The organism is Pseudomonas sp. SDO524_S393 (genome assembly GCF_054071875.1).
This window is the reverse complement of sequence record NZ_JBSVVZ010000020.1, coordinates 62,051-87,846: the sequence shown is the minus strand read 5'-3', so window position 1 is coordinate 87,846 and position 25,796 is coordinate 62,051. Positions and strand designations below refer to the sequence as shown.

28 protein-coding genes and 1 tRNA gene are annotated in these 25,796 nt (G+C 62.0%); 8 read left to right on the top strand and 21 right to left on the bottom strand.

Annotated elements, in window-relative coordinates:
- Position 1: 1 nt before the first annotated feature.
- The 3 genes from ACW9IB_RS11535 to ACW9IB_RS11525 all read right to left on the bottom strand — a co-directional run bounded on the left by ACW9IB_RS11535 (position 2) and on the right by ACW9IB_RS11525 (position 2,686).
- Positions 2–721, bottom strand: a complete 720-nt coding sequence (locus tag ACW9IB_RS11535) for a MotA/TolQ/ExbB proton channel family protein (RefSeq protein ID WP_457366524.1) — start codon at positions 719–721, stop codon at positions 2–4.
- Between the two features lie 54 nt (positions 722–775).
- Positions 776–1,594: an energy transducer TonB gene (locus ACW9IB_RS11530; protein WP_457413715.1), complete on the bottom strand. Its 819-nt coding sequence runs from the start codon at positions 1,592–1,594 to the stop codon at positions 776–778.
- 240 nt (positions 1,595–1,834) lie between these two features.
- The gene (locus ACW9IB_RS11525; RefSeq protein ID WP_457413714.1) at positions 1,835–2,686 is read right to left on the bottom strand and encodes a LysR family transcriptional regulator; all 852 of its coding nucleotides are present in this window, start codon (positions 2,684–2,686) and stop codon (positions 1,835–1,837) included.
- A 105-nt stretch (positions 2,687–2,791) separates the two neighbouring features.
- Here ACW9IB_RS11525 and ACW9IB_RS11520 point away from each other — a divergent pair, with 105 nt between their 5' ends.
- The 3 genes from ACW9IB_RS11520 to ACW9IB_RS11510 all read left to right on the top strand — a co-directional run bounded on the left by ACW9IB_RS11520 (position 2,792) and on the right by ACW9IB_RS11510 (position 5,463).
- On the top strand, positions 2,792–3,253 hold the full coding sequence (locus ACW9IB_RS11520) for a nucleoside deaminase (protein ID WP_457366527.1): 462 nt from the start codon (positions 2,792–2,794) through the stop codon (positions 3,251–3,253).
- Entirely contained in the window at positions 3,240–4,409 is a 1,170-nt protein-coding gene (locus ACW9IB_RS11515; RefSeq protein WP_457366528.1) for a CynX/NimT family MFS transporter, read from the top strand. Before ACW9IB_RS11520 ends, ACW9IB_RS11515 begins: the two co-directional genes overlap by 14 nt.
- A gap of 97 nt (positions 4,410–4,506) precedes the next feature.
- Positions 4,507–5,463: a LysR family transcriptional regulator gene (locus ACW9IB_RS11510; protein ID WP_457413713.1), complete on the top strand. Its 957-nt coding sequence runs from the start codon at positions 4,507–4,509 to the stop codon at positions 5,461–5,463.
- Positions 5,464–5,485: 22 nt separating this feature from the next.
- On the opposite strand, the gene ACW9IB_RS11505 is transcribed toward ACW9IB_RS11510, so the two are convergent.
- A complete protein-coding gene (locus ACW9IB_RS11505; RefSeq protein ID WP_457413711.1) occupies positions 5,486–6,172 on the bottom strand; it encodes a Crp/Fnr family transcriptional regulator in 687 nt (228 codons plus the stop codon).
- 83 nt (positions 6,173–6,255) lie between these two features.
- Between ACW9IB_RS11505 and ACW9IB_RS11500 the strand changes: the two genes are divergently transcribed.
- A complete protein-coding gene (locus ACW9IB_RS11500) occupies positions 6,256–6,783 on the top strand; it encodes an Mpo1 family 2-hydroxy fatty acid dioxygenase (protein WP_457366531.1) in 528 nt (175 codons plus the stop codon).
- A 63-nt stretch (positions 6,784–6,846) separates the two neighbouring features.
- On the opposite strand, the gene ACW9IB_RS11495 is transcribed toward ACW9IB_RS11500, so the two are convergent.
- The 6 genes from ACW9IB_RS11495 to dibA all read right to left on the bottom strand — a co-directional run bounded on the left by ACW9IB_RS11495 (position 6,847) and on the right by dibA (position 13,087).
- The gene (locus tag ACW9IB_RS11495) at positions 6,847–7,827 is read right to left on the bottom strand and encodes a sulfate/molybdate ABC transporter ATP-binding protein (protein WP_457366532.1); all 981 of its coding nucleotides are present in this window, start codon (positions 7,825–7,827) and stop codon (positions 6,847–6,849) included.
- 3 nt (positions 7,828–7,830) lie between these two features.
- A complete protein-coding gene (cysW, locus tag ACW9IB_RS11490; protein WP_457366533.1) occupies positions 7,831–8,703 on the bottom strand; it encodes a sulfate ABC transporter permease subunit CysW in 873 nt (290 codons plus the stop codon).
- 13 nt (positions 8,704–8,716) lie between these two features.
- Positions 8,717–9,535: a sulfate ABC transporter permease subunit CysT gene (cysT, locus tag ACW9IB_RS11485; protein ID WP_457366534.1), complete on the bottom strand. Its 819-nt coding sequence runs from the start codon at positions 9,533–9,535 to the stop codon at positions 8,717–8,719.
- 77 nt (positions 9,536–9,612) lie between these two features.
- Complete coding sequence (locus ACW9IB_RS11480) at positions 9,613–10,623, bottom strand: sulfate ABC transporter substrate-binding protein (protein WP_457413710.1); 1,011 nt, start codon at positions 10,621–10,623, stop codon at positions 9,613–9,615.
- Positions 10,624–10,690: 67 nt separating this feature from the next.
- Positions 10,691–10,873 (bottom strand): sulfur starvation response protein OscA, encoded by a 183-nt coding sequence (gene oscA / locus ACW9IB_RS11475; RefSeq protein WP_003170956.1) that lies wholly within the window; start codon positions 10,871–10,873, stop codon positions 10,691–10,693.
- A 297-nt stretch (positions 10,874–11,170) separates the two neighbouring features.
- Positions 11,171–13,087, bottom strand: coding sequence for a phosphodiesterase DibA (dibA, locus tag ACW9IB_RS11470; protein WP_457413709.1), 1,917 nt, complete (start codon positions 13,085–13,087; stop codon positions 11,171–11,173).
- 164 nt (positions 13,088–13,251) lie between these two features.
- On the opposite strand from dibA, the gene desA reads away from it, so the two are divergent.
- Positions 13,252–14,436, top strand: a complete 1,185-nt coding sequence (gene desA / locus ACW9IB_RS11465; protein ID WP_457413707.1) for a delta-9 fatty acid desaturase DesA — start codon at positions 13,252–13,254, stop codon at positions 14,434–14,436.
- Between the two features lie 200 nt (positions 14,437–14,636).
- Entirely contained in the window at positions 14,637–15,638 is a 1,002-nt protein-coding gene (locus ACW9IB_RS11460) for a GGDEF domain-containing protein (RefSeq protein WP_457413706.1), read from the top strand.
- A gap of 130 nt (positions 15,639–15,768) precedes the next feature.
- Here the strand turns inward: ACW9IB_RS11460 and ACW9IB_RS11455 are convergent, their stop codons facing one another.
- From ACW9IB_RS11455 to ACW9IB_RS11405, 11 genes are all read right to left on the bottom strand, one after another.
- Positions 15,769–16,977: an HDOD domain-containing protein gene (locus tag ACW9IB_RS11455; RefSeq protein ID WP_457413705.1), complete on the bottom strand. Its 1,209-nt coding sequence runs from the start codon at positions 16,975–16,977 to the stop codon at positions 15,769–15,771.
- Between the two features lie 138 nt (positions 16,978–17,115).
- On the bottom strand, positions 17,116–18,393 hold the full coding sequence (gene gabT, locus ACW9IB_RS11450; RefSeq protein WP_457413703.1) for a 4-aminobutyrate--2-oxoglutarate transaminase: 1,278 nt from the start codon (positions 18,391–18,393) through the stop codon (positions 17,116–17,118).
- Between the two features lie 183 nt (positions 18,394–18,576).
- A complete protein-coding gene (gabD, locus tag ACW9IB_RS11445; RefSeq protein WP_457413701.1) occupies positions 18,577–20,019 on the bottom strand; it encodes an NADP-dependent succinate-semialdehyde dehydrogenase in 1,443 nt (480 codons plus the stop codon).
- Between the two features lie 295 nt (positions 20,020–20,314).
- A complete protein-coding gene (locus ACW9IB_RS11440; RefSeq protein ID WP_457366542.1) occupies positions 20,315–20,629 on the bottom strand; it encodes a RebB family R body protein in 315 nt (104 codons plus the stop codon).
- Positions 20,630–20,683: 54 nt separating this feature from the next.
- A complete protein-coding gene (locus ACW9IB_RS11435; protein ID WP_457366543.1) occupies positions 20,684–20,998 on the bottom strand; it encodes a RebB family R body protein in 315 nt (104 codons plus the stop codon).
- A gap of 82 nt (positions 20,999–21,080) precedes the next feature.
- Positions 21,081–21,533 carry a hypothetical protein gene (locus ACW9IB_RS11430; RefSeq protein WP_457413700.1) on the bottom strand — a complete coding sequence of 151 codons (453 nt, stop codon included), beginning with the start codon at positions 21,531–21,533 and terminating at the stop codon, positions 21,081–21,083.
- A 28-nt stretch (positions 21,534–21,561) separates the two neighbouring features.
- Positions 21,562–22,200, bottom strand: a complete 639-nt coding sequence (locus ACW9IB_RS11425) for a hypothetical protein (protein WP_457366545.1) — start codon at positions 22,198–22,200, stop codon at positions 21,562–21,564.
- Between the two features lie 97 nt (positions 22,201–22,297).
- A complete protein-coding gene (locus ACW9IB_RS11420; RefSeq protein ID WP_457413698.1) occupies positions 22,298–22,870 on the bottom strand; it encodes a hypothetical protein in 573 nt (190 codons plus the stop codon).
- Between the two features lie 16 nt (positions 22,871–22,886).
- On the bottom strand, positions 22,887–23,114 hold the full coding sequence (locus ACW9IB_RS11415) for a RebB family R body protein (protein WP_457366547.1): 228 nt from the start codon (positions 23,112–23,114) through the stop codon (positions 22,887–22,889).
- Between the two features lie 103 nt (positions 23,115–23,217).
- Positions 23,218–23,760: an RNA polymerase sigma factor gene (locus ACW9IB_RS11410; protein WP_457413697.1), complete on the bottom strand. Its 543-nt coding sequence runs from the start codon at positions 23,758–23,760 to the stop codon at positions 23,218–23,220.
- 87 nt (positions 23,761–23,847) lie between these two features.
- Positions 23,848–24,564 (bottom strand): Crp/Fnr family transcriptional regulator, encoded by a 717-nt coding sequence (locus ACW9IB_RS11405; RefSeq protein ID WP_457366549.1) that lies wholly within the window; start codon positions 24,562–24,564, stop codon positions 23,848–23,850.
- A 191-nt stretch (positions 24,565–24,755) separates the two neighbouring features.
- Between ACW9IB_RS11405 and ACW9IB_RS11400 the strand changes: the two genes are divergently transcribed.
- Together ACW9IB_RS11400 and ACW9IB_RS11395 are read left to right on the top strand one after the other, a co-directional pair.
- Positions 24,756–24,832: transfer RNA gene (locus ACW9IB_RS11400), tRNA-Arg, on the top strand.
- 105 nt (positions 24,833–24,937) lie between these two features.
- Entirely contained in the window at positions 24,938–25,777 is an 840-nt protein-coding gene (locus ACW9IB_RS11395; protein WP_457413695.1) for a tyrosine-type recombinase/integrase, read from the top strand.
- The last annotated feature ends 19 nt before the right edge of the window (positions 25,778–25,796 follow it).

The window sequence follows — 25,796 nt, the reverse complement described above, 5'->3', positions numbered from 1 at the left end:
CTCAGGACGCCTCCTTCACTTTTTGCGGGTTGCCGGCAGTTGCCTTGCTCAAGGTTGGGTGCAGCAGCACGCGGAACGAGTTTTTCTGCGCCAGGCTGTAGAAGTCGTGGGCGAAGTCATCCAGGTCGGCGGCAGTCAGCTTCAGGCGGCGCAGGAAGTAGTTGTAGACCAGCACCGCAGGCACGGCGACAGCGATGCCCACGCCAGTGGCAACCAATGCGGCACCAATCGGGCCGGCCACGGTTTCCAGGCTGGCGGAACCAGCGGCGCTGATCCCCTTCAGCGCTTCCATGATGCCCCACACGGTGCCGAACAGACCGATGAACGGCGAGGTGCTGCCGATACTGGCGACCACGGCCAGGCCGGTTTCCAAAGAGCGACGTTCACGCACGATCTGCTGGCGCAGGGCACGTTCGAGACGGTCCTGGTGATTGATGGCCTGGCTCAAATCCGCAGCATGTGGCGCTTCACCCACCTGGATCGCGGCGTATCCGGCCTGGGCCACGCGGGCCGCCGCACCGGGCTGGGTTTCGGCCAGCTCGGCGGCAGAGTCCAGGCTGGACGCCGCCCAGAACTGTTTATGGAACTTGCGATCCTGCGCCTTGAGGCGACCGAACTGCACGCCCTTGAGCAGGGCCAGGCCCCAGGTGGCGACCGAAAAAGCCACCAGCAGCCAGATCACCGCGCTTTCGATGGATTCAAGTGGAGATGCTAATGCCATGATGTTTTCCCTCTGTGCAGGTCGCGGCGTGTGCAACACACCGCAGCCGAATAGTTAGTGAATCTTGAAGTCGATCGGCACGCTGACCCAGCCGTCCTGGGCTACGTCGCCCTGCTTGGCCGGCACGAAACTCCAGCGCTTCACGGCGGCCAGTGCGGCGTCGTCGAGCTGTTGGCGACCACTGCTTTTCTGGATCTGGATCTCACCCGGCTTGCCGCTGGCCAACACATGCACCCTGAGCAACACCGTGCCTTCCCAACCCCGGCGCTGGGCCAGTGACGGGTATTCCGGCGCCGGGTTCTTCAGGTACGCGGCGTTGGCCGAAGCCGGTGTCACAGGGGCCGGCGACGGCGATGCGGCCGGCGCAGGTGGAGCCGGTGGCGCTGGCGTCGGCGGCGCAGGAGGCTGCTCGACCGGTTTCGGCGCGGGCTTGGGCTCAGGTTTCGGCACTGGCTTCGGCTTGGGTTTGGGAATCGGTTTGGGCGCAGGTTTGGCGGCCAATTCGTCCACCACCGGCGGCGGAGGCTCGACCACGGGCGGCGGCGGTGGTGGCGGTACCGGCGGTGGCGGCTCAACCACAGGCGGCGCCGGTTGGGAGAATTCGATGGTCATCGGCGGGATTTCCGGCGGCACCACGGGCAACACCGGGGTCGGCTTCTGGCTCACCCAATAGATCACCGCGCCGTGCAGGGCCAGCACCAGCAGCCCCAGCAGCAGCCCTTCGCGCCGGCTCGAAAAACGCTTGGGGGTTTTCTGCAAGCGCAACTGCCCCAACGGCGCGCGGTGCGGCCGGCCAAGGTCGACCAACTCACCACCCGGTGCCTGGCGCCACGGCGCCTCGTGTGCACTGGCGGCGGTCTGGACATTGCCCATTGATTCACTCCCTACGGTTTTGAAACAAAAAAACCGACAGGCCTGCGTGGGAGGCCGTCGAGGGCTGAATCATCGGGGCCAGACGCTTATCTCTTAAAGTAATCTTTAAAGTTATACATAGATTAAAAACGAATAAATGGGCTATCCCGAAACACCAAAGCCACGTCCTCCGCGGCCTGGCGCGCAGGTGCTGCTTTTCGATGCCTTTACGGCATAAAAAATATTCGGCAAAGGCATCGCTCAGGCCGGGCTGTTTGCGCACAAATCGAGCAACTGGCGTTGCAAGGTCTGTCCCGCCGGGCCCAAGCCGCTGCGGGCATACAGGGCCAGTCGCACGCCCTGTACGGCGGGCAAACCGCTGTCTGGCCCCAGCACCACATGCCCCGCCTGCACGACCCTTTCGGGCAGCAGGCTGATGCCCAGCCCTGCGGCCACCGCCGAACACACGCTGGCCAGGCTGGCGCTGGAATAGCCGATGCGCCACCGCCAGCCGCCCACCTCCAGGTGTTGCAGCATTTCGTTGCGGTACAGGCCCCCCACTGGAAACGCCACCAACGGCAATGGGTCGCGCCCCAGGGACGGCGTGCTGCGGCTATCGACCCAGCACAAGGGTTCCGGCCAGGACGCAAGGCAGTCATCGCTCTCCCCCATCTGCTTCACCAACAGCACATCGAATTCACCGCCACGGTACTGGCGCTGCAGTTCCGGCCCCAAGCCACTGGTGACCTCCAGGCGCACCCGGGGATGCGCGACCACAAACGCCGACAGCAACGGCATCAGGCGTTCGGCCGCGAAGTCCTCCGGTACTCCCAGGCGCAACACGCCGTCGCTCTGCTGATTGATCAACACGTCGGCGGCCTCTTCATGCAGCGCCAGGATGCGTCGCGCGTAAGCCAGCAAGCGTTCCCCTTCGGCGGTGGCGACCACCCGGCGCTGGTCGCGGTCGAGCAGTTGGCACCCCACGGCGTCCTCCAGACGGCGGATCTGCTGGCTGACGGTGGACTGGGTCAAATGCAGGCGCTCGGCGGCGCGGGTGAAATTGCCGCAGTCCACAACGGCGACAAAGCTGCGCAGCAAAACGGGATCGAACATGGGTATCACCATTCCATTTGCCACTGATTGGCATGGTTATATTTAATTTCAGAATACCTTCAGGGCTACCCATACTGCACCTTTGATCCTGCCCGGGAGGCTTCCATGACCGACGATCTCCAGCACTTGCAACGCGCTGTCGCCTTGGCCCACGCCAACGTCGCCGACGGCGGCCGACCGTTTGGCGCGGTACTCACACATAACGGCAACGTGCTGGTGGAAGCCGTGAATGAAATCCACCTGACCCAGGACCCCACCGCCCACGCCGAGCTGTTGGCGATCCGCGCCGCCAGCCGGCAACTCGGCACACGTCTGGAAGGCTGTGTGATCTACGCCAGCGGCCAACCCTGCCCGATGTGCCTGAGCGCCCTGTACCTGTGCGGCGTGGAGCGGGTGGTTTTTGCGGCCAGCAACGCCATGGCCGAGCCGTTCGGCTTGTCGACGGCGGCAATTGGGCAACAGGTCGGCTTGCCGCTGGAGGAGCAACGCCTGCCGATCCGGCACCTGCCAGACCCGGCCATGACCACCCTCTACCATCAGTGGAAAACCCTGCATGCCCCTCACTAAATCCTTCGCCGGCTGGGGACTGCTGGTGGTGCTGGGGCTGAATCTGCGGCCGATTCTCAGCTCCATCAGCCCGCTGCTGGGCGAGATCCGCCTGGCCACCGGCTTGAGTTTCCAGAGCAGCGCCCTGCTCACCAGCCTGCCCGTGGTGTGCATGGGGCTGGTGGCCCTGGTCGGTGTGCGCGTGGAAGCCCGATTGGGCGAGCGGCGCGGTATCGCCCTGGGCTTGATGATGATTCTGCTGGCGTGCCTGGCGCGCTGGCTGATGGGCCAGGGCTCGGCGCTGCTGGTCACGGCCCTGCTGGGGGGCGCCGGGGTGGCGCTGATCCAGGCGTTGGTGCCGGCGATGATCAAGCGCGAGTTTCATCACCGCGTGCCGGTGGCGATGGGCGTGTACTCGGCGTCGCTGATGGCCGGCGGCGGGCTGGCCGCCTTGCTCAGCCCGGTGGTGGCCACGCACTTCCAGCAGTGGCAGGCGGGGCTCGGGATCTGGCTGTTGCCGGCGCTGGCCGCATTGCTGCTCTGGGCGTTCGTGCCGCTGGGTGCGCCCAGAAGCGCCTCTGTGATGCCTGCCTTCAAGGGCTTGCGCAACCGCCGCGCATGGCTGCTGGCGCTGTATTTCGGCCTGGTGAATTGCGGCTACATGAGCATGGTGGCGTGGCTGCCCGCGTACTACCAGCAACTGGGCTGGGGCGTGTTGCCGAGCGGTTCGCTGCTGGCGTTCATGACCATCTTCCAGGTGATCGCGGCGTTGCTGATGCCGGTGCTGGCCCAGCGCGGCGTCGACCGTCGCCCTTTGCTCGGCATCAGCCTGCTGGCGCAGACCGTGGGTTACCTCGGCTTGCTGATGGCCCCCCAACAGCTCCCCCACCTGTGGGTTGCGTTGATCGGCTTCGGCCTGGGCGCGTGTTTCGCCCTGAGCCTGCTGTTGACCCTCGACCACCATCGCGACCCGCGCCAAGCCGGCCAACTGGCGGCGTTCGTGCAGGGCGTGGGCTTTTTGATCAATGCGGTTTCGCCGTGGATGACCGGCTGGTTGCGTGAGCTGACCGGCAGCTTTGTCAGCGCCTGGGCGGTGCTGACGGTGACCGTGGTGGCCATGCTGCTGGTGACGCGGGTTTTCAGCCCGGCCACCTACCGCACGGTGCCTGCTCTATAGATATGCATTTAAGGTCTAGATAAAACAAACAAGCTTCATTGACGGAATAAGCAAGCCCCTTAAAATCCCGGTTTCCCTCTTGGACGCCGGGCGCCCCATGGATCTCCGTCAGCTGCGTTATTTCATTGCGCTCAACGAGCACCGCAGTTTTGTGCGCGCCGCCGACGCCATGGGCATCACGCAGCCGGCATTCAGCCGCAGTATCCAGGGCCTGGAACAGGAATTCGGCTGCGTACTGGTGGACCGCGCCCACAAGGACCTGCGGCCCACCCCCGAAGGCCAGGTGGTGCTGCAACATGCCTTGAGCCTGGTCCAGGGCGCCGCGCTGCTGAGCCATGAGGTCACGCGCATGACCAAGCTCGACGCCGGCGAAGTGCGCCTGGGCAGCGACGCCGTTGCGGCCGTCAACCTGGTGCCCCAGGCGATGGCGCGGTTCGTCACCACCTATCCCAAAGTGCGCACCGCGTTGCAGGTGGATAACTGGGAAAAACTCGGGCGCAGCCTGAGCCGCGAAGAGATCGAATTCTTTATCGCTGACGTGCGCCACTTCGAGGCCGATCCCAACTTCCAGATCCAGGCCCTTACGCCCCGGCGCAGCGTATTTTTCTGCCGGGTCGGGCACCCGCTGCTGGCCAAGGACAGCCTGTCCACCAACGACCTGTTCGGCTTCCCGCTGGCCACGCCGCTGATTGCACCGGGCATTCGCAAACTGCTCGCCAACCTCAGCGGGCGTATCGATTTTGCGCCTGCCATCGAGCTTGAGCAGTTTTCGGCGCTGGCCACCATCGTGCGCCAGTCCGACGCCATTGGCCTGGGCGCCGAAGAAGCCTTTGTCGATGAGCTGGCCAGCGGTGCGCTGAAGGTGCTGCACTGGCGCAACGTGCCCCACAGCCTGGACAGCCTGAACAACCGCTGCGGGATCATCAGCCGGACGGGGTTTCGGCTGTCACCTGCGGCGAAGGCGATGATCGAGACACTGTTGGCGGTGGAAAACCAGGCCGATTGGCATTCGAAGGGAATGACGCCGGAGCAGTCCAGCGACGGGCTGCGCTAGGGTCTGTATGAGTCGGGCCCCTTCAGGTGCGCGCCGCCCCACGCAACCGTTGCACATCCAGCACTTCAATCTCGCCGTAGCCCAGACGCACGATGCCTTGGGCCTGCAAATCCTTGAGCAAGGCGTTGGTGGTCTGGCGCGACAGGCTCAACATCGCCGCCAGGTCTTCCTGGGGCAGTTGCAGTACCTTGCGTGAGCGCTCCATGTCGCCATAGCCCTCGCTGATCATCAACAGGCGATGGGCCAGGCGGACGGAAGCGGGCATCAGGCTGAGCTGTTCAAGGCCGATGAAGCTCAGGCGCAGTTTCTGGCTCATCAACAGCGCCAGGTCACGCCAGTACCGGGGCGTTTCATCCAGCAGCTTGAGCATCGCCTGTTGCGGCACCTGCAACAGCGTGCACGGCCCGACCGCGCAGGCGTCGTGAGTGCGGGGCAGACCGTCGAACAGGCAGATTTCGCCAAACCAGTACGGCAACTCCACCAGGCTCAACACCGCTTCTTTGCCCTGCTCATTCACCGCGCTGATGCGCAGAGTGCCGTCCAGCACCGCATACAGCCCGCAGGGCGGATCGCCGCGCTTGAACAGGTATTGCCCCGCCGTCAGCTGCCGCAACCGGGCGCTGGCCAGCAAACTATGCTGAAACGGAACAGGCAAGTGGCTGAACCAGTAACCGGTGGCCAGCCGGGGCAGCCATTTCTCTGTGTCCATGAGAACTCCGAAGATTGTCGCCCAGCTGACAGTTGCTCAAAGGCTGACAGGGCATGATCAAACATCCTACAGGAGGAACAACAATGAAAAGCCTCGTCGATCACCTCAGTCAATACGCCGCCTACCACCGCGACCCGCGCAATATCGCCAGCCACTTTATCGGCATTCCGCTGATTGTCGTCGCGGTGGCCGTGCTGTTGTCACGTCCCGAATGGGTGGTGGGCGGCCTGTGGATTTCACCAGCGGTGATTGTCGCGCTGATGGCGGCGTGGTTTTACCTGCGCCTGGAACTGGCGCTGGGCGTGCTGATGAGCGCGCTGATGGCTCTGTCGGTGTGGGCCGGACACGCGCTGGCGGCGCAAAGCACGATGGTGTGGCTTGGCAGCGGCATCGGGATGTTTGTGGTGGGCTGGGTGATTCAGTTTGTCGGGCACTATTACGAAGGCAGGAAGCCGGCGTTCGTGGATGACGTCTCGGGACTGATCGTCGGGCCGTTGTTTGTAGTGGCGGAACTGGCGTTTCTGGTGGGGTTGCGCCATGACCTGAAGCAGCAGATCGAGGAGCGCTCGGGGCCTGTGACCCGTCGTGATCTGAAGCCGAGCAAGATCTGAATGTGGGAGCTGGCTTGCCAGCTCCCACACAAGCCCAGCTCCCTCGGGGTGTATGTGCTGGGCTTAGGCTTTCTGCCAGACCTTGGGTTTGAAGAACAACGTTTCGCCACGCGCCAGACCGGTGAGGCTGTCGTGGTCTTTCACCACTTCGGCTTCGATCAGCTCGCTCTGGCCTTCCACTTTCAACGTCACGCGGGTAGTCGCGCCCAATGGGCGGATGTCGCGTACTTCGGCGGCGTGGTGGTCTTCCAGTTCATGGCGCGACAGCGACACTTCGTGGGGGCGGAACAGCACGTGGTTGTCTTCGCCCAGGTGCAGGCGGTTGGAGTCACCGAGGAAGTGGTAAACGAAATCGCTGGCCGGGTTTTCATAGACTTCGCCCGGTGAGCCGATCTGCTCGATCACACCCTTGTTCATCACCACGATGCGGTCGGCGACTTCCATGGCCTCTTCCTGGTCGTGGGTCACGAACACCGAGGTCAGGTTGATGTCTTCGTGCAGGCGCGCCAGCCAGCGGCGCAGCTCTTTACGCACCTTGGCGTCGAGGGCGCCGAACGGCTCATCCAGCAGCAGCACTTTCGGTTCCACCGCCAGGGCACGGGCCAGGGCGATACGCTGGCGCTGGCCACCGGAGAGTTGTTCCGGGTAACGGTCCGACAGCCAATCCAATTGCACCATGTTCAGCAGCTCATGCACCTTGCTGGCGATCTGGCTTTCACTGGGGCGCTGGTTTTTCGGCTTCATGCGCAGGCCGAACGCGACGTTATCGAACACGGTCATGTGGCGGAACAACGCATAGTGCTGGAACACAAACCCGACGTTGCGATCACGCACGTCGTGACCGGACACGTCTTCACCGTGGAACACGATGTTGCCGTCATCCGGGGTTTCGAGACCGGCGATGATGCGCAACAAGGTGGTCTTGCCGCAGCCGGACGGGCCAAGCAATGCCACCAGCTCGCCACTCTGGATGTCCAGATTGATGCTGTTCAGGGCCTTGAAGGCGTTGAAGTTCTTGCTGACATTACGGACTTCGATCGACATGACTTATTCCTCACCGGCACTTTTGCGCAGGCGGTTGATACGGTTCTCGCTCCACTGCTTGAGCAGCAGGATGAAGAGCGCCAGGATCAGCAGCAGGCTGGCCACCGCAAACGCGGCGACATGGTTGTATTCGTTATAGAGAATCTCGACGTGCAGCGGCAGGGTATTGGTTACGCCACGGATGTGGCCGGACACCACCGACACCGCACCGAACTCGCCCATGGCCCGCGCGGTACACAGCACCACGCCGTAGATCAGGCCCCATTTGATGTTCGGTACGGTCACGTGCCAGAACATCTGCCAGCCGTTGGCCCCCAGCAGGCGCGCGGCTTCTTCTTCCTGGGTGCCCTGCTCCTGCATCAGCGGGATCAGCTCACGGGCCACGAACGGCACGGTGACGAAGATGGTCGCCAGCACGATGCCCGGCAGGGCGAACACGATCTGGATGTCATGGTCGGCAAGCCAGGGCCCGAAAAAGCCCTGGGCACCGAACATCAACACGTAGACCAGGCCCGCGATCACCGGCGACACCGAGAACGGCAGGTCGATCAGCGTCACCAGGATGCTCTTGCCACGGAACGAGTATTTGCTCACGCACCAGGCGGCGCTGACGCCGAACACCACGTTGAGCGGCACCGAAATCACCACGGCGATCACCGTGAGTTTCAGCGCCGACAGCGCGTCCGGCTCAAGGATCGCGGTGAAGAACGCGCCGAGGCCGTTCTTCAAGCCCTGGGTCACCACGATCAACAGCGGCAACAGCAGGAACAGTGCGAACACCAGCCAGCCAAGGCCGATCAGGATACGTCGCGATGCGGCGCTGCCACGGCGGGCGGCATTGGCCGAAGACGCGGCGGAAATAGACGATTGGGACATGTTCCGCGCCTCCTTATGGACGTTCGATGCGCCGCTGCAACAAGTTGATCAGCAGCAGCAGGACAAAGGAAACCACCAGCATCAGCACACCGATGGAGGTGGCACCGCGGTAGTCGTATTGATCGAGCTTGACCATGATCAGCAACGGCAGGATCTCGGTCTTCATCGGCATGTTGCCGGCGATGAAGATCACCGAACCGTACTCACCCACGCCACGGGCGAACGCCAACGCGAAACCGGTCAACCAGGCAGGCAGCAACGCCGGCACGAGGATATGACGGAACACTTGCAGCGGCTTGGCGCCCAGGCAGGCGGCGGCTTCTTCGACTTCCCGCGGAATGTCGGCCAGCACCGGCTGCACGGTACGCACCACGAACGGCAGCGTGACGAAGGTCAGCGCCAGCGTAATGCCCAGCGGTGTGTAGGCGATCTTGAAGCCCAGGTCAGCCGCGAACTGGCCGACGAAACCGTTGGGTGTGTACAACGCAGTCAGCGCGATACCGGCCACGGCCGTGGGCAGCGCGAACGGCAGGTCGATCATCGCGTCGATGACCTTGCGCCCGGGGAAGGTGTAGCGCACCAGCACCCAGGCGAGCAGCGTGCCGATCACGCCATTGATCAACGCGGCATACAGCGCGGTGCTGAAGCTCAGTTGCAACGCCGCCAGCACGCGCGGTGCGGAGATGATGTTCCAGAACTGATCCCAGGTGAGTTGAGCGGCATGTACGAACATCGCCGCAAGGGGGATGAGTACGATCAGGCTGAGGTACACCACGGTGTAGCCCAGCGTCAGCCCGAAGCCGGGTATGACGGGGGAGATACGACGCGACATAAGAGTCCTTGGTCAAGGGAACTGACACACAAAACCCGCAGGTGAATGCGGGCTCTGTGGGCGGGTTGTTGCTCGGCTTACTGCGCGGTGTAAATCTGGTCGAACACGCCGCCGTCGTTAAAGAATTTCGGTTGGGCAGTTTTCCAGCCGCCGAAGTCTTTGTCGATAGTCACCAGGTCCAGTTTCGGGAACTGCTGGGCGTATTTGGCGGCCACTTTTTCATCACGCGGGCGGTAGAAGTTCTTCGCCGCAATTTCCTGGCCAGCCGGGCTGTACAGGTGCTTCAGGTATTCGGTGGCGATTTCGGTGTTGCCCTTTTTCTCGGCGTTCTTGTCGACCACGGCCACCGGCGGTTCGGCGAGGATCGACAGCGAAGGCACGACAATATCGAACTTGTCGGCACCGCCGTCTTCTTTCAGCGCCAGGAAGGCTTCGTTTTCCCACGCCAGCAACACGTCGCCCTGACCGTTGTTGACGAAGGTGATGGTCGAACCGCGAGCGCCGGTGTCCAGCACAGGCACGTGCTTGAACAACTCTTTCACGTACTCCTGGGCCTTGGCTTCGCTACCGCCGGATTTGAGGCCGTAGGCCCATGCGGCGAGGAAGTTCCAGCGGGCACCGCCGGAGGTTTTCGGGTTGGGCGTGATCACGGACACGTCTTTCTTGATCAGGTCGCCCCAATCCTTGATGCCTTTAGGGTTGCCCTTGCGCACCAGGAACACGATGGTCGAGGTGTACGGGGTGCTGGCGTCCGGCAGGCGGGTTTGCCAGTTTTCCGGCAGGGTCTTGCCCAGTTTGGCGATTTCGTCGATGTCACCGGCCAGGGCCAGGGTGACCACGTCGGCGCGCAGGCCGTCGATCACGGCGCGGCCTTGCTTGCCCGAGCCACCGTGGGATTGCTGGATCTTGACGTTGTCGCCCGGGTGGGACTGTTTCCAGAACGTGGTGAACTCAGCGTTGTAGTCCTGGTACAGCTCACGCGTAGGGTCGTACGAGACGTTGAGCAACTCGTAGTCCTTGGCCACGGCAGAACCTGCAAACACGGCGCTGGCCAGGGCGGCCAGGGCGTAACGGCGAATCGACGACATAGAAGCTCCTGAAAATTCTGGGGTGTTGGCTTTTTTCTTATGGTTGCGGGTCTATCGCCGTGGCTGCTTAGCTCGGTTTGTTGCCCGGGTTCTGCAGACGGAATTTTTCCTTGCGTTCAATCTGTACCACTTGAGCGTTGTGCACAGTGATTTCCACCGCGCCAAACCGCAGATCGCGCAACGCGCTCTGGATCTCACGCAAAATGGCTGCTTCGTCCTGGCCGTCGACGCTACGTAGAGATGCGCTCATGGTCTCGCTCCTGAAATGAATAGTGCCCGGCAGTGGCGGCACTGCTTGCGGCGTGAGGGCGATAGTAGATAAGCGCGGATATTCTTAAAAATACTATTTAAGAATGTTTATATAACTGGAAAGAATTTTCTGACAGGGCGTGGGGTTGCAAGGGTTTCAAGCATGAAAATACTGTTGTCAGGACGCTGCTGAACCCTGTGGGAGCCGGGCTTGCCCGCGATAGAGTTGTGTCAGGCCCCCAATATTTCGAATGCAAGACCGCCATCGCGGGCAAGCCCGGCTCCCACGTTGACCGCGTTATGCCTGCCGAATTGCGGGGGCTCGCAGCCAATCAACGTCCCCTGCCGGCACCGGCCGACCAAACCAGTACCCCTGCCCCATGTCGCAGCCGTGGTCCAGCAGGAACAGTGCCTGCTCCCGCTGTTCGATGCCTTCGGCGTGCACCTGCATGCCCATGCTTTTGGCCAGGGCGATGACTACGCGCACGATGGCGGCATCGTCTTCATCCCACGGCAACCCGGCCACGAACCCCTGGTCGATCTTGAGTTTCTGCACCGGCAGGCGTTTGAGGCGCAACAAGGACGAATAGCCGGTGCCAAAGTCATCGATGGCCAGGCGCAAGCCCAGCTCGCGCAGGCGGTGCAGTTGCTCCAGCGCCACCTCGGGGTCATCCATTACCGCACTTTCGGTGACTTCCAGTTCCAGAAACGCAGGGTCCAGGCCGGTGTCATGCAGCACCTGCGCCACTTGCTCGTACAATTCGCGCCGAGCGAACAGACGGCTGGAAACATTCACCGCGATAAAGCTCAACGACACACCCTCCGACAGCCACCGGACCATCTGACGGCAGGCCTGGTCCATGACCCAGGCGTCGATATCGGCGATCAGCCCGGTACGTTCGGCGATGGGAATAAATTCGCCGGGCGGCACCAGCCCGCGTTCCGGGTGCTGCCAACGCACCAACGCTTCGACACCGATCACACAGCTACCCTCCAGGCCGTACACGGGCTGGTAATGAAGGCGCAGCTCATGCTGGTCGAGGGCGCGGCGCAGTTCACTGGCGATTTCCACGCGATGCTGGGCGTGGGCGGTAAGTTCTTCGGTGTACAGCGCGTAGCCTTCGCGACCGGCGCTCTTGGCTTTGAACAGCGCGGAGTCGGCGTTGCGCAACAATTGCTCGGCACTCAGGGCATCGCTGGGGAACAGGCTGATGCCAATGCTGGCGCTGATAAACAGCTGGTGGCCCTCAAACACGAACGGCTGCTTCATCGCCTCCAGAATGCGCTGGGCCAGAGCCGCGGCTTGCGCCACCTGCGAACAGCTTTCCGCCAGCACGGCGAACTCATCCCCCCCCAAACGCGCCAGGGTCATGCCGGGACCGAACAGGCCCTTGAGCCGCTCACCCACGACCTTGAGCAATTGGTCGCCGACGTTATGGCCCAGGCTGTCGTTGATGATCTTGAAATGGTCCAGGTCCAGCAGCAGCAAGGCACAACCGCGCTTGTGCACTTGCGCGGAAGCCAGTGCCTGCTCGGCGCGGTCGCTGAACAACAGACGGTTGGGCAAGTCAGTCAGTGGGTCGTGATGGGCCAGGCGAGCCAGTTCGTGTTCGGAGTCCTTGATGGCGCTGATGTCGGAAAATACGGCGACGTAGTGGCTGATCTGCCCCTGATCATCCCGGATCGCGCGAATGGTTTGCCACTGCGGGTAAATTTCGCCGCTTTTACGCCGGTTCCAGATCTCGCCGCTCCACTCGCCCTCGCGCGCGAGGGTCTGGAACATCTGCTGGTAAAAATGCGACGAATGGCGCCCGGATTTGAACAGGCTCGGCTGCTCGCCCATGACGTCTTCACGCCGATAGCCGGTGATCGCCATAAAGGCCCGGTTGACGTGCACGATCAGGCCGTTGGCGTCCGTGACCAACACCCCTTCGCGGGTGCAGTCGAACACGGCGGCGGCCTGGCGCAAACGCTCGCGGTTTTCCTTCAGGGGTTGCTGCAACCGGGTGGTCCGCGCAGAACGGGCGCAAATCAGGTAAATGAACGCAGCGCTCAAGACCACCCAGGCATAGCTGCGTACCTGCAGCCAGCGGTTCAGTTGAGCCGGGTCATCGAGAAACTTGATCAATACGTGATCAGTGAGCCCGATCCAGGCACTCGAAACCAGCAGGTATACCAGCCCCGCACACAGGGCACCTCGGTACGAAAACAGCATACGGTCAGTAATCCTTACCAAAAACACAGAATCGCCCTACAAAGGCTGCGGATTATAGATTAAGAAACATCCAGTCACTCCTATCTGAAACGTCGGCTGGTTTTCTGTGTGTGCTGAGTGATAATGCGTGCGTTGTTTTTCTTTATCTGAGGGCCATACAGCCTATGTGGTACAACGGTTTTCTTGACTTGTCGGCCTGGCAACTGGTGGCAGTCACTCTGTTGATGACCCACGTGACCATCGTTTCGGTCACGGTTTATCTGCATCGTTATTCGGCCCACCGCTCCCTGGAGCTCAACGGTGGCCTCAAACACGTCTTCCGCTTCTGGCTGTGGTTGACCACTGGCCAGAACACCCGCGAATGGACCGCCATCCATCGTAAACACCACGCCAAGTGCGAAACCATCGACGACCCGCACAGCCCGGTGATCAAGGGCCTCTCCACAGTCATGCGCAAGGGCGCCGAACTGTACCGCGCCGAGGCCGAGAACCCGGAAACCCTGCGCATCTACGGCAAGAACTGCCCCGAAGACTGGATCGAGCGCAAACTCTATACGCCCTACCCGCTGCTGGGCGTGGCGATCATGGGCGTGATCGACCTGCTGCTGTTCGGCACCATCGGCATCACCATCTGGGCCATCCAGATGATGTGGATTCCGTTCTGGGCCGCCGGCGTGATCAACGGCCTGGGGCATGCGTTCGGCTATCGCAATTTCGAATGCCGTGACGCGGCGACCAACCTGATCCCGTGGGGCATCATCGTTGGCGGCGAAGAGCTGCATAACAACCATCACACCTACCCCAACTCCGCCAAGCTGTCGGTGAAAAAATGGGAGTTCGACATGGGCTGGGCGTGGATCAAGGTGTTCAGTTTCCTGCGCCTGGCCAAGGTGCAGCGTGTGGCGCCGATTGCCCACCGCGTCGAAGGCAAGGGCCATCTGGACATGGACACCGCCATGGCGATTCTCAACAACCGCTTCCAGATCATGGCCCAGTACCGCAAGCTGGTGATCGGCCCGCTGGTCAAGCAGGAGCTGGAGAAAGTCGATCACTCGGTGCGCCACCAGTTCCATCGCGCCAAGCGCTTGCTGTCGCGGGAAACCAGCCTGCTGGATGACCGTCACCATCTGCGCATCCAGGGCATGCTGGAACACAGCCAGGCCCTGAAAGTAATCTACGAAAAGCGCCTGGCCCTGCAACAGATCTGGCTCAAGACCAGTGCCAACGGCCATGACATGCTGGCGGCCATCAAGGAATGGGTGCACGAAGCGGAGGCCAGCGGCATTCAGTCCCTGCGGGATTTTGCCCACCAATTGAAGACCTATTCGCTGCGCCCTGCGGCGGTCTGATACAGCTGTGCGGGCTTGCTTCGGCAAGTCCGCATACCCTCGAATTTTCCCTGTCTCCGCTTTCTGACGTCATTTCTTAGTCGGCCCGTCGACGGAACTTCACCGCGATTCCTCTCTCTCAAAGAACACTTCGCCATCATGGTGGCCCCTTGTAGCGACCGCTGTTCCATCCTGCGGCGCGCCCAGAGAGAGTTGTGCCGATGGTCCATGACACCCCCTATTCAGCCGAACCCCCTGCCGTGGGGCATCCTCGCCCGGCAGCGGCGGCCACCCTGCTGGCGCTGATGCATGCCCAGGGTGAAGTCGAGCGCCTGAGTGAGCGTGAGCAACTGCTGAGTTCGCTGCTGGTTAGTGTGAACGCCGTGCTCTGGGCCATCGATTGGGATACACGTCGCGTGCTATACGTCAGCCCGGCTTACGAGCGGGTGTTCGGACGCCCCGCCGGCCTGTTGCTGGCAGACCATCGCGAATGGCGCAACAGCATCCATCCCGAAGACCTCGACTACGCCGAGCACAGCCTGGCCCGCGTGCTGGAACAAGGCGCAGTGGAAGACCGCGAGTACCGCATCATCACTGCCAACGGACAGATCCGCTGGCTGAGCGACAAGTGCTACATCAACCAACAGGCCTCACCCGGTGAGCCGGTGATCGTGGTGGGCATGGCCGAGGACATCACCGAGAAAAAAGCCCTTGAGCTTGAGCTACAACGCCTGGCCACCACCGACGCGCTGACCCAGAGCAGTAACCGCCGCCATTTTTTCGAGTGCGCCAACCAGGCGTTCGATACCGCCTGCGCCCAGGGCGCGCCGTTGGCCTTCCTGCTGCTAGACATCGATGACTTCAAAGACATCAACGACTCCTACGGCCATCTGGAGGGCGACCAGGTGCTGCGACGCATCGCCGAGAGCGGTCGAGGGGTTTTGCGCCGTGGCGATCTGTTCGGGCGCATTGGCGGCGAAGAATTCGCCGCCGTACTGCCAGGCTGCATGCCGGAAATGGCTTTGCAGGTAGCCGAACGCCTGGGCAGGGAGATTCAGGAACTGGGTTTCAGCTACGAAGGCCAGGCGTTCACCGTGACGGTCAGCCAGGGCCTGGCAAGCCTGCGTGAAGAGGACTCGACCCTGGACAGCCTGTTCGCACGGGCGGACGCCGCGATGTACGAAGCCAAGCGCCAGGGCAAGAACCGCGTCATAGCGGGCTGAAATCTGCCGCAAACCATAAACCATGTGGGAGCGGGCTTGCCCGCGAAAGCAGTGGCTGAGCGACACATGTATCGACTGACACGGCGCTTTCGCGGGCAAGCCCGCTCCCACATTTGGACGTTGTCGCTTTCTAGGCCTTGCGCACCCGCGTGAGCTCCGACAAGCCCACCTTGAGCAGTCGCGCCGTCTTGCCCGCCGCCAGCGCCTCCAGCCCCTCATGCTCGGTCAAACGCGCCATCTGCGCGGCCAGGTTCACCACCAGCGCATCCCGCGCATACACGCCGCCCTCCAGGGAATAGATCGCTGCGATCAACTGACGCAGCTCCAACGGCAGACGCCAACGCGCACGCAACGCTGAACCGTAGGCGGCGCCAAAGGTGTAGAGGGATTCGCCGATCGTTTCGTCATCCAGCGCCCCGCCGCCCTGGCGCCAGTCCTCCAGGCAACGCAGCAGCGCCAGGTCGCCCAGCCGATGCAGGATGCCGGCGCTGTAGCAGCGCTCGTGGTCCAGATCCAGCATGCGTGCCAGGCGCTGCGCGTAGTCGGCGGTGTCCTGGGACACCTGCCAGTGACGCTCGGCATAGGCCACCAGGGCCGGATCGCCCAAGACCACGTTGTGTTTCAGCGCCAGGCCGAGGATCAGGTTCATGCTTTGCCCGGCGGCGAGCTTGTGCAACGCCTGCGGCAGGGTCTGGACCGGTGTGCCGTGATGGCCGGCGCTGTTGGCGGCGGCAATCAGCACCGCGGTGATTTGCGGGTCCATGCGCACCTGGTCTTCGAGGCGCTTGAGGTCCAGGCCCTCGGCCCCCAGGCTGTGTTGCACGGCGGCTTTCACATCGACCCGCAACGGTGCGCCATCGGAGGCCTCGCGGCGGCGCTCGAGGAACACCGGCAGGGTTATGCCGGGCGCCAGCGGCGGCACTTCGCAATACACGGTCTCGCCTTCGTTGAGCAGCAGGTCTTGCAGCCGCTGGGTCAGGCCTTCCATGTTCAAGGGTTTGGTGAGATACGCCGTGGGCGCCAGGGGCAAGGCTTCGCGCACGCTGGCGCTGTCGTTGCGACTGCTCAACAGAATGAACGGCAGCGCGGGAGAGCGACGCTGCTGGCGCAGGGTGCGCAGCAGGTTCAGGCCATCGATGCCCGGCAGTTCCCAGTCCGCGAGGATCAGGTCGTAGGTCTTGGCTTTCAACAGCGTGGCCGCCTGGTGCCCATCGGCACACACATCCAGCCGCGCATCACAGCGCACATTCAACAACACTTGCTTGAGCAGATCCCGCGACCAAGGGTCCGCCTCGGCAATCAACACTCGGGGTACAGCCGGCAAATCAACAGCAGTCATCCTGCACGCTCCATCGGGCAATGCTTGCAACCTTAGACAATGCGGCTGGCTACGTACAATGAACAACGCTGGAAAGTGCTGCAGCGCCCATAAAAAAACCCGCCGAAGCGGGTTTTTTCCGTCGATACACCAGCCTGCTTACAGCTCGGAGAAGCACTCTTCGATGATCGCCAGGCCTTTGTCCAGTTGCTCGTCCGGCGAGGTCAGCGGGACCAACACACGCAATACGTTGCCGTAGGTGCCGCAGCTCAGCAGGATCAGGCCCTTCTCACGCGCCTTGGCCACCACGGAAGCAACGGCCGCCGCGTTCGGCTTGTGGGTGTCGCCGTCGTCGAACAGCTCGACTGCGATCATTGCGCCCAGGGCACGCACTTCGCCGATGATCGGGTACTTGGCCTGGATGGCCTTGAGGCCAGTCACGAGACGCTCGCCAACCGCCTTGCAGCGGTCCAGCAGGTGCTCTTCTTCGAACACTTCCATCACCGCCAGCGCGGCTGCGCAAGCGATCGGACTACCGGCATAGGTGCCGCCCAGGCCGCCCGGAGCAATGGCGTCCATGTACTCGGCCTTGCCGCATACACCGGCCAGCGGGAAGCCGCCTGCGATGGATTTGGCGAAGGTGGTCAGGTCGGCGGCAACGCCCATCTGTTCCATGGCGAAGAAGGTGCCGGTACGGCCCGCACCGGTTTGCACTTCGTCGGCGATCAGCAGGATGCCGTGCTTGTCGCACAGTTCGCGCAGGCGCTTCATGAAGGCTTTGGGCGCGACGTAGAAACCGCCTTCACCCTGCACCGGCTCGATGATGATGGCGGCGATGTCACGCGGCTCGGCATCGTTCTTGAAGATGCGTTCGATGCTGGCGATGGAGTCGTCGATGCTCACACCGTGCAGTTCGTTCGGGTACAGCGCGCGGAACACGCCGCCGGGCATCAGGCCCATGCCGGCCGAGTAAGGCACGACTTTACCGGTGAGGCCCAGGGTCATCATGGTGCGACCGTGATAAGCGCCGGTGAAGGCGATCACACCGGCACGACCAGTGGCGGCGCGGGCGATCTTCACGGCGTTTTCAACGGCTTCGGAGCCGGTGGTGACCAGCAAGGTCTTCTTGGCGAAGTCGCCAGGGACCTTGGCGTTCACTTTTTCGCACAGTTCCACGTAAGGCTCATAGGCCAGGACCTGGAAGCAAGTGTGGGTCAGCTTGTTCAGTTGCTCGGTCACGGCCGCGATGATTTTCGGGTGCACGTGGCCGGTGTTCAGCACGGCGATGCCGCCGGCGAAGTCGATGAACTCGCGACCTTCAACGTCGGTCACGGTGGCGTTCTTCGCGCTGTCGGCGAAGATCGGGTGAATCTGGCCAACACCGCGGGGTACAGCGGCTTCGCGGCGTTTCATCAGGGAAGCGTTGGTCTTGCTCATAAAGTCCTCATTCGCCACTCATCGGGTGGCGTTGCTCAAGGAATACGTGGCGGGGAGGCAACTACGGCAGCATGCGATGATCGACTGCCACAGCTTTCCCGGCCACTGCGAATAACGAACGTAAAACACGCAAAGGGTCAGCGCTCTCGTGCCCTTTGCGTTTACCGCCTGCTCCGCCGGACCTTAGATGCCCAGGCAGAGGTATTTGATTTCCAGGTAATCCTCGATCCCGTACTTGGAGCCTTCACGGCCCAGGCCCGAGGCCTTGATACCGCCGAACGGCGCCACTTCGTTGGAGATCAGCCCGGTGTTGACGCCGACCATACCGTATTCCAGGGCCTCGGCCACACGGAACACACGGCCCAGGTCACGCGCATAGAAGTACGAGGCCAGACCGAATTCGGTGTCGTTGGACATGGCGATCACTTCGGCTTCGTCTTTGAAGCGGAACAGCGGCGCCAGCGGGCCGAACGTTTCTTCCTTGGCCACGGCGGCGTCTTTGGGTACGTCCACCAGGATAGTCGGTTCGAAGAAGTTGCCCTCGATGAGCTTGCCGCCGGTCAGCAGCTTGGCGCCCTTGTTCACCGCGTCGTTGATGTGCTCCTGGACCTTGGCCAAGGCTTTTTCGTCGATCAGCGGGCCGGTGGTGGTGCCTTCTTCCAGACCGTTGCCGATTTTGAGCTTGGCCACCGCCACCTTGAGTTTTTCGGCGAACGCGTCGTACACCGAGTCCTGGATGTACAAACGGTTGGCGCAGACGCAGGTCTGGCCGTTGTTGCGGTACTTGGAGATGATCGCGCCTTCGACGGCCTTATCCAGATCGGCGTCGTCGAACACGATGAACGGCGCGTTGCCGCCCAGTTCCAGGGAGACTTTCTTGATGTCCTTGGCGCATTCGGCCATCAGCTGACGACCGATTTCGGTGGAGCCGGTAAAGGACAATTTGCGCACGGTCGGGTTGCTGGTCAGCTCGCCGCCGATGTCGCCGGCGCTGCCGGTGACCACGCTCAGCACGCCTTTCGGGATACCGGCACGGTGAGCCAGCTCAACCAGGGCCAGGGCCGAGAACGGGGTTTGCGAGGCCGGCTTGATGACCATGGTGCAACCGGCGGCCAGGGCCGGGCCGGCTTTGCGGGTGATCATCGCCGCAGGGAAGTTCCACGGGGTGATGGCGGCGGTCACGCCGATGGGCTGCTTGATCACGATCAGGCGCTTGTCGGGCTGATGGCCGGGGATCACGTCACCGTAGATGCGCTTGGCTTCTTCGGCGAACCATTCGATGAAGGAGGCGGCGTAAGCGATTTCGCCCTTGGCTTCGGCCAGCGGCTTGCCTTGTTCGAGGGTCATCAGGCGGCCGAGGTCGTCCTGGTTTTCGATCAGCAGTTCGAACCAGCGGCGCAGCTTGGTGGCGCGTTCTTTGGCAGTCAGCGCGCGCCAGGCCGGCAGGGCCTTGTCGGCGGCTTCGATGGCGCGGCGGGTTTCGGCAGCGCCCATCTTCGGCACGGTGCCGAGAATTTCGCCCGTGGCCGGGTTGTTGACCTTGATGGTCTGACCATTGTCTGCATCGACCCAAGCGCCATCGATAAAGGCTTGCTGGCGGAACAACTGGGTATCTTTGAGCTGCATGTCGGGTTTCCTTAACAGCACCGCGCGCACGCGGAGCGAATTAGAGTTGTTGAAAGGCGCCTTGTGGGCTGCCGTCAGGGAAATCAGCCCCAGCACGCGAAAGACGATAAATAGCGCGCGGGAGACAGAGCGTTTGAAATCTCAAACGAATCCTAGGATCAATGGGGGGGCAGGGCAATAGTCTGTTCGAAAAAAAGAACGAAAACGGCGCATTTGTCTGGTCTTTCGGATCAACGTACAAACGACAACACCCCCGGCGCCGGGTGGGCGACGGGGGTGTTGGGGGACCTGCGGGTTACGACTGGAACGATTTGAGGATGGTCAACAGGCTGGTCAGGTTGTCGGCCACGCCGCCCTGGGCGACTTTCTCGGTGGCGGCGGCACCGGCGGTGGTGTCGACACTGTAGATCTGCATTACGCCCTGGTTGGTCGCGGCCTGGGCCAGGGTGTTTTGCTGTTGCTGGGCCGAAACCGCGTTCTGGAACAGAATCGCCGTGGCCTGGCCAAGGGACTGGTAGATCGTCCCCATGGCAATGGCCGGAGCTTCGGCGACCACTTTGACGTTGGATTGGGTGACTGCGTCGGTGATTTGCGGGCTGACTGTACTCATGGTTGGAACTCCTGGTTTTCGATAAAAGAACAACATCCGTCAACGCTCAGCCGATCAAGGCTGGAACGACTTCAGCACGGTCAACAGGCTGGTGAGGTTGTCCGAGACGCCGCCCTGGGCGACCTTCTCGGTAGCGGCGGCACCCGCGGTGGTGTCGACGCTGTAGATCTGCATCACGCCCTGGTTGGTCGCGGCCTGGGCCAGCGTGTTTTGTTGCTGCTGGGCCGAAACCGCGTTCTGGAACAGGATCGCCGTAGCCTGGGCCATCGACTGGTAGATGGTGCTCATCGCCATGGCGGGCGATTCGGCCACTACCTTGACGTTGGTCTGGGTGACCGCGTCCGTGATTTGCTCGTTTACAGTTGCCATGATCAATTTCCTTATTTAGTACACGGAGCATTCCGTGTTCATCAATGAACGTAGCAGCCGGCGGGCTGTGAACAACGACCGCTCAACCGCCGTTGCCACTACCGCCCGGCTGGCCCAGCGCCGCCTCGATCTTTGCGATCAGCCCGTTGAGCTGCTCGTCGATCGCCGCCTTGACCTCCGTCTGGATCAACGTCTTCATATCAGTCGACACCCCTGGCGCTTGCGGTTGCGCTTGCTGTGCCTTGAGCCATTGCTGGATCAGGGCTTCGCGCTGCGCGGCGCTTTGTTTCAGTGCGTTTTCACTGGCCTTGGCCTGGTCCAGTACCTCGTTGGCCCGCGTACGCTCCTGATCGATCAGTTGGCGAGTCTGCTCACGCGCCTGGTCGATAACCGCCTGTGTGGTACCGGAAATACCGTGCGGCTGGCTACGCAGCAGGGCTTCCAGGACTTGGCGGTCGCCGGGGGAAAGCGGCAGGTTGAGGGCTTCGGCCAGGCGATAGATATCCGCCACGGGGTTTTGCTCGGGTTGGGCCATGTCGGTCTCCTGATCCATGGACGGGCCGCTAAAGCCGCACCTCGGCACTGTCCTGCCAAAAGCCGGCGAAGAAGAACTTGCCGTCGCCGTCGCAGAACGAAGCAAGATCCCAGGGCGTGGTCGCCGTCGGGCGAATGTCGAATACCGGCGGTGGCGGCGGTACCAGATTGGCGTCGGTGTACAGGTTGCCGACTTCGTAGGCATTGGCCACGAACTGCGAGCAGAACGACGAATTGCCGATGGACACCGATTCGTTGATTCGGGCTTGCAAGCCCGGCGAATAGCTGGAGCGGCGGAACAGCGACAGAAACGCCTTCCAGACGCTGTAGCTGCCCTTGATATCGGTGCCCACCACATCCCTGTTGAACTGCGCGGCAGCCGTAGCGGCACCTTCGGCCAGCAAGGCGTCGTCGCAGGAAAACACGATGGCGACCCGTGGCGGAGTCTCCGTGGAAAGGTCCGTCACCTGGATGCCGCTGCCGACACTCTCGATGACACGGTTCTCATCGATGGCAATCGCGGCGTGTACCACCGGGACGTTGGGTGAAGCCTCCGCGAACGCCTTGGCCTTGACGTATTGCCCGGCACGAATGAACGCACGGGGAACACTGGTGGATAACGGATCGGTCCCTTGTGCCACTGAAAAAACAATATCTCCAGGCTGCATGATGTCGCTCCTCAATAAAGAAAAGTTGCTTTCCGGTTGCTCTTGCACAGCGCCAGGAGGCCCTGGCGCTCGATGCTCATGGCCGTGAGGCGTGAACTCAGGCGGCGGGCGCCGCGCGATTGGCCAGGGTGCTGCTGTACTTGGCGATGCTCTGGTCGATCTTGTCGATGGCCACGCTTGCGGCCTCGGCCTCCATCGCCCCGGCAGCGGCGGCAACCGCAGCGGCTGCCCCCACCAGCAAGTCGGTGGCCAGCGCGCCCAAGGCGTCTTCGGCCGCCTGTACGGGCTTGTCGGCGACGATGTTTTTGGTCATCTGCTCCAGCAATACCGCCTGCGCGGCCAGGGCGATCTTGCTGACGCCGTCGAAGTAGCTCGCCGCCGACTGCGCCACAAGACCGGCGGCCTGGCTGATCATCATGTCGGCGGGCACGGCGATCTGGGACGGCGCGTAGGACGCGGTCTGGGCATTGGTGAATTGCACGGCCTGCACGATCTGGCTGTTGAGTGCATCCGTGCTGTCGGTGGGTGGCGTACTGGCCTGGGCCAGCACATGCTCGTTCATCCGCTCCATGATCGACGGCCGGGCGGGTGCCGCCGGGCTGGCCGCAGCGGTGGGAGCATCGTCGGCGGCGGGCGAAGTAGCGGGTTTCTTTTTACTGAACCACGACATGGTCTATCCCCCGGAATCAGCCCTTCTCGCCGATCTGCATGATCAGGCTGACGGCCTTGGAGATCACGGCGTTGGAAATCTGATTCATCGCCTGCTGACTGCTGACCGCGTTCTGCAACGACAGGCCGGCGGAGCTGCTGGCCACCTGGTACAGCGACGCAATGGCCTGGGCCGGCGCTTCCGCAACCACCTTGACGTTGGTTTGGGTGACCGCGTCGGTGATCTGGCTGTTGACCTCTGTCATACATCTCTCCTTGATGAAGTGCACCCGGACGTGGGCGTATTGAGTGGCGGCGTGGCGTGCTCATAGAACTTGAACGCCCCCCGCCGACCGTTGTGAATAAAGTTCAGCGCAAGGCAATCCGCAGCAATTGCACACGCTTGCGCACCAACGGCAGTTTCACCTGCAACTCAGCGGCGATTTGCGGGTAAGGCAGTTCATCCACAAAGCGCATTTCAAACAGGCGCTGCTGTGAAACCGGCAATTGCGCCAGGTGCGCCTCGATCTGCTCCAGTCGCTCATAACGCTCCACGCGCTCCAGCACCGAGGCGCAGGGAGCCGCGAGTTCGGCCAAGTGATCGTGCTCAAGCACCACCGAATCATCGAACACCCGCCCTTCGCGCTTGCTGCGCCGCAAGCTGTCAAAGAACACGTGGTCGAGTACCAGAAACAGAAACCCCTGGGGATCACGGATACGCTCCGGCGAACGCCGGAAAAACAGCAGGGCCTTGATGGCCGTCGCCGACAGCCATTCCTGGCCCTGATCCTGGTTCCCCTTGGCCCGCCGCAAGGCCCGGCGCTTGAGTTCCCCCTGTACCGCACGCCAACTCGCTTCGAACAACTGGTCGTCGGCCACCGCTACTTTATCGAACGGAAAAGTCATCCCCATCACGCGCACTCCCTTGCATTTTTGATGAGGGGCCAGTCTGAGAGGATTCAACGAAGCAACGCTGTTACCTGGGGAACACAGCACGAACTAATTCAACGAAAACGCCTTGCGCCGCAGATGCTCGAGGTCATTGATCACCATCCGCTCCAGGTTGCCGCTGATCAGGCCACTGCGGCGCCACAGTTGCAGCTGCACGTTCAGCTTGGGGCGACTGGTGTTGAGCATGGACGCCAGCACCCCCTGGCTGGCCGGCAACGACACGCTGGGCATGGCCAGGGCCAGGTCGATATCGTCCATGTTCGCCAACAGAAACCGTGCCAGCCGCGACTCCAGCCGATGCAGGCTGACCAACTCCAGCAGCTCGATGACTTGCAGCAGACGCATCATCATCAACATCAGCAGGCGCCGCAGAAACACCGGCTCCTCGAACAACGCAGCAAAATGGCGGCTGCCCAACTGCAACAACCGCGTCTGGCCGCTGGCAAAGGTCGATGACTCGCGCCCGTGCCCCTTGATCAAGGCAGTCTCCCCCACCACCTGCCCGGCACCGACGCTGCCGATAATCTGCTCCCGGCCATCGGGGCCCTGCATCACCGAATAAATCCGCCCCTCCACCACCAGCGCGATGAATTCGAGGGTGTCGTCCTTGAAATAGAGCATTTCACGATCATCCAGCGTGCGCTCCACCATATGGGTCGCGACGTGGTGCAACAGGTGTTCCGGCATACCCCGAAACAAATCGGAACGGGCCAGCAGGGTTTGTCGCAACGGGAGATCGAGCATCACGGTTCCTTTGGAATGCATGCGTTCACCTGGTCTGACGGGAAAATGCTGCGCGCACGGCGCAGAGAGGCGCTTTAAAGCCAACGGAGCAAAGCAAACAAAGGGACGTCCGGCCGGCGGACTTGTGAATGCAGGGAAAACACCAGCATTGGCGACACAAAACACCAGCGTGGACGCCTTGAACCGACATGGGTATGATGTCGCCCGCACAAGCATCCGTAGCTCAGCTGGATAGAGTACTGCCCTCCGAAGGCAGGGGTCGTGGGTTCGAATCCCGCCGGGTGCACCATCTTCTTTCCCTTGTATTACAAGGGGATAGCGCTCCTGACAGAAACCTGTCCTAGTCCTGAAAGTCGTTTTTGCCACAAATTTGCCACACTCAAAAGTGGCGGGAATGGTCGAAATGGCAACAATCAGGAATCGCGGCGAGTATCAGTGGGAAGCGCAAATTCGCCGTAAGGGCTATCCAGCCCAGCGAAAAACCTTCGAAACCAAATCCGATGCCCAAGCCTGGGCACGCATGATCGAAAGCGAAATCGACCGGGGTATTTTTGTGTCTCGGGTCGAGGCTGAACGCACTGCCTTTCACCAAATCATTGATCGCTATATCTCTGAGATTGCTCCGAAGCACAAAGGTGCGTACTCGGAAATTAAACGACTCGAAGCACTCAAGCGCCATCCGCTGGCAACGCGTATCGTCGCGACCCTCACCTCTTCCGACTTTGCCCGCTACCATGATGAACGCTTGAAGATCCGCAAGGGAAACACGGTGAAGCGTGAGCTGGCTTTGTTCCAATGCGTGATCGAGGTCGCCCGCCGCGAGTGGGGTATTCATCTTGCGGAGAACCCGGTGCGAATGGTTAGCCGCCCAAGCTACAACGACGAACGCTCACGGCGGCTCGATCCAGTTGAAGAGCAGTACATCCTCAGCGCGTTGGAGCTTTGCGAACGTCGTGCGGACGGGACTTATGCTGATGCCTCTCACAATCCTTGGATACGCCCTATTGTCCAACTGGCGATTGAAACGGCCATGCGCCGTGGCGAGATTTTCGAGCTGCGCTGGAAGCACGTGAACCTGGACCGCCGGACCGCTCATTTGCCAACGACCAAGAATGGATTGCCGAGGACGGTTCCGCTCTCACCGAACGCCATCCAACTGTTGAGAGGACTACCGCGCTCCCTGTGCGGCCGGGTCTTCCCACAACCGCTGATGCTCTCAAAAAGGCGTTCGTAAGAGGTCTGGTGCGTGCGCG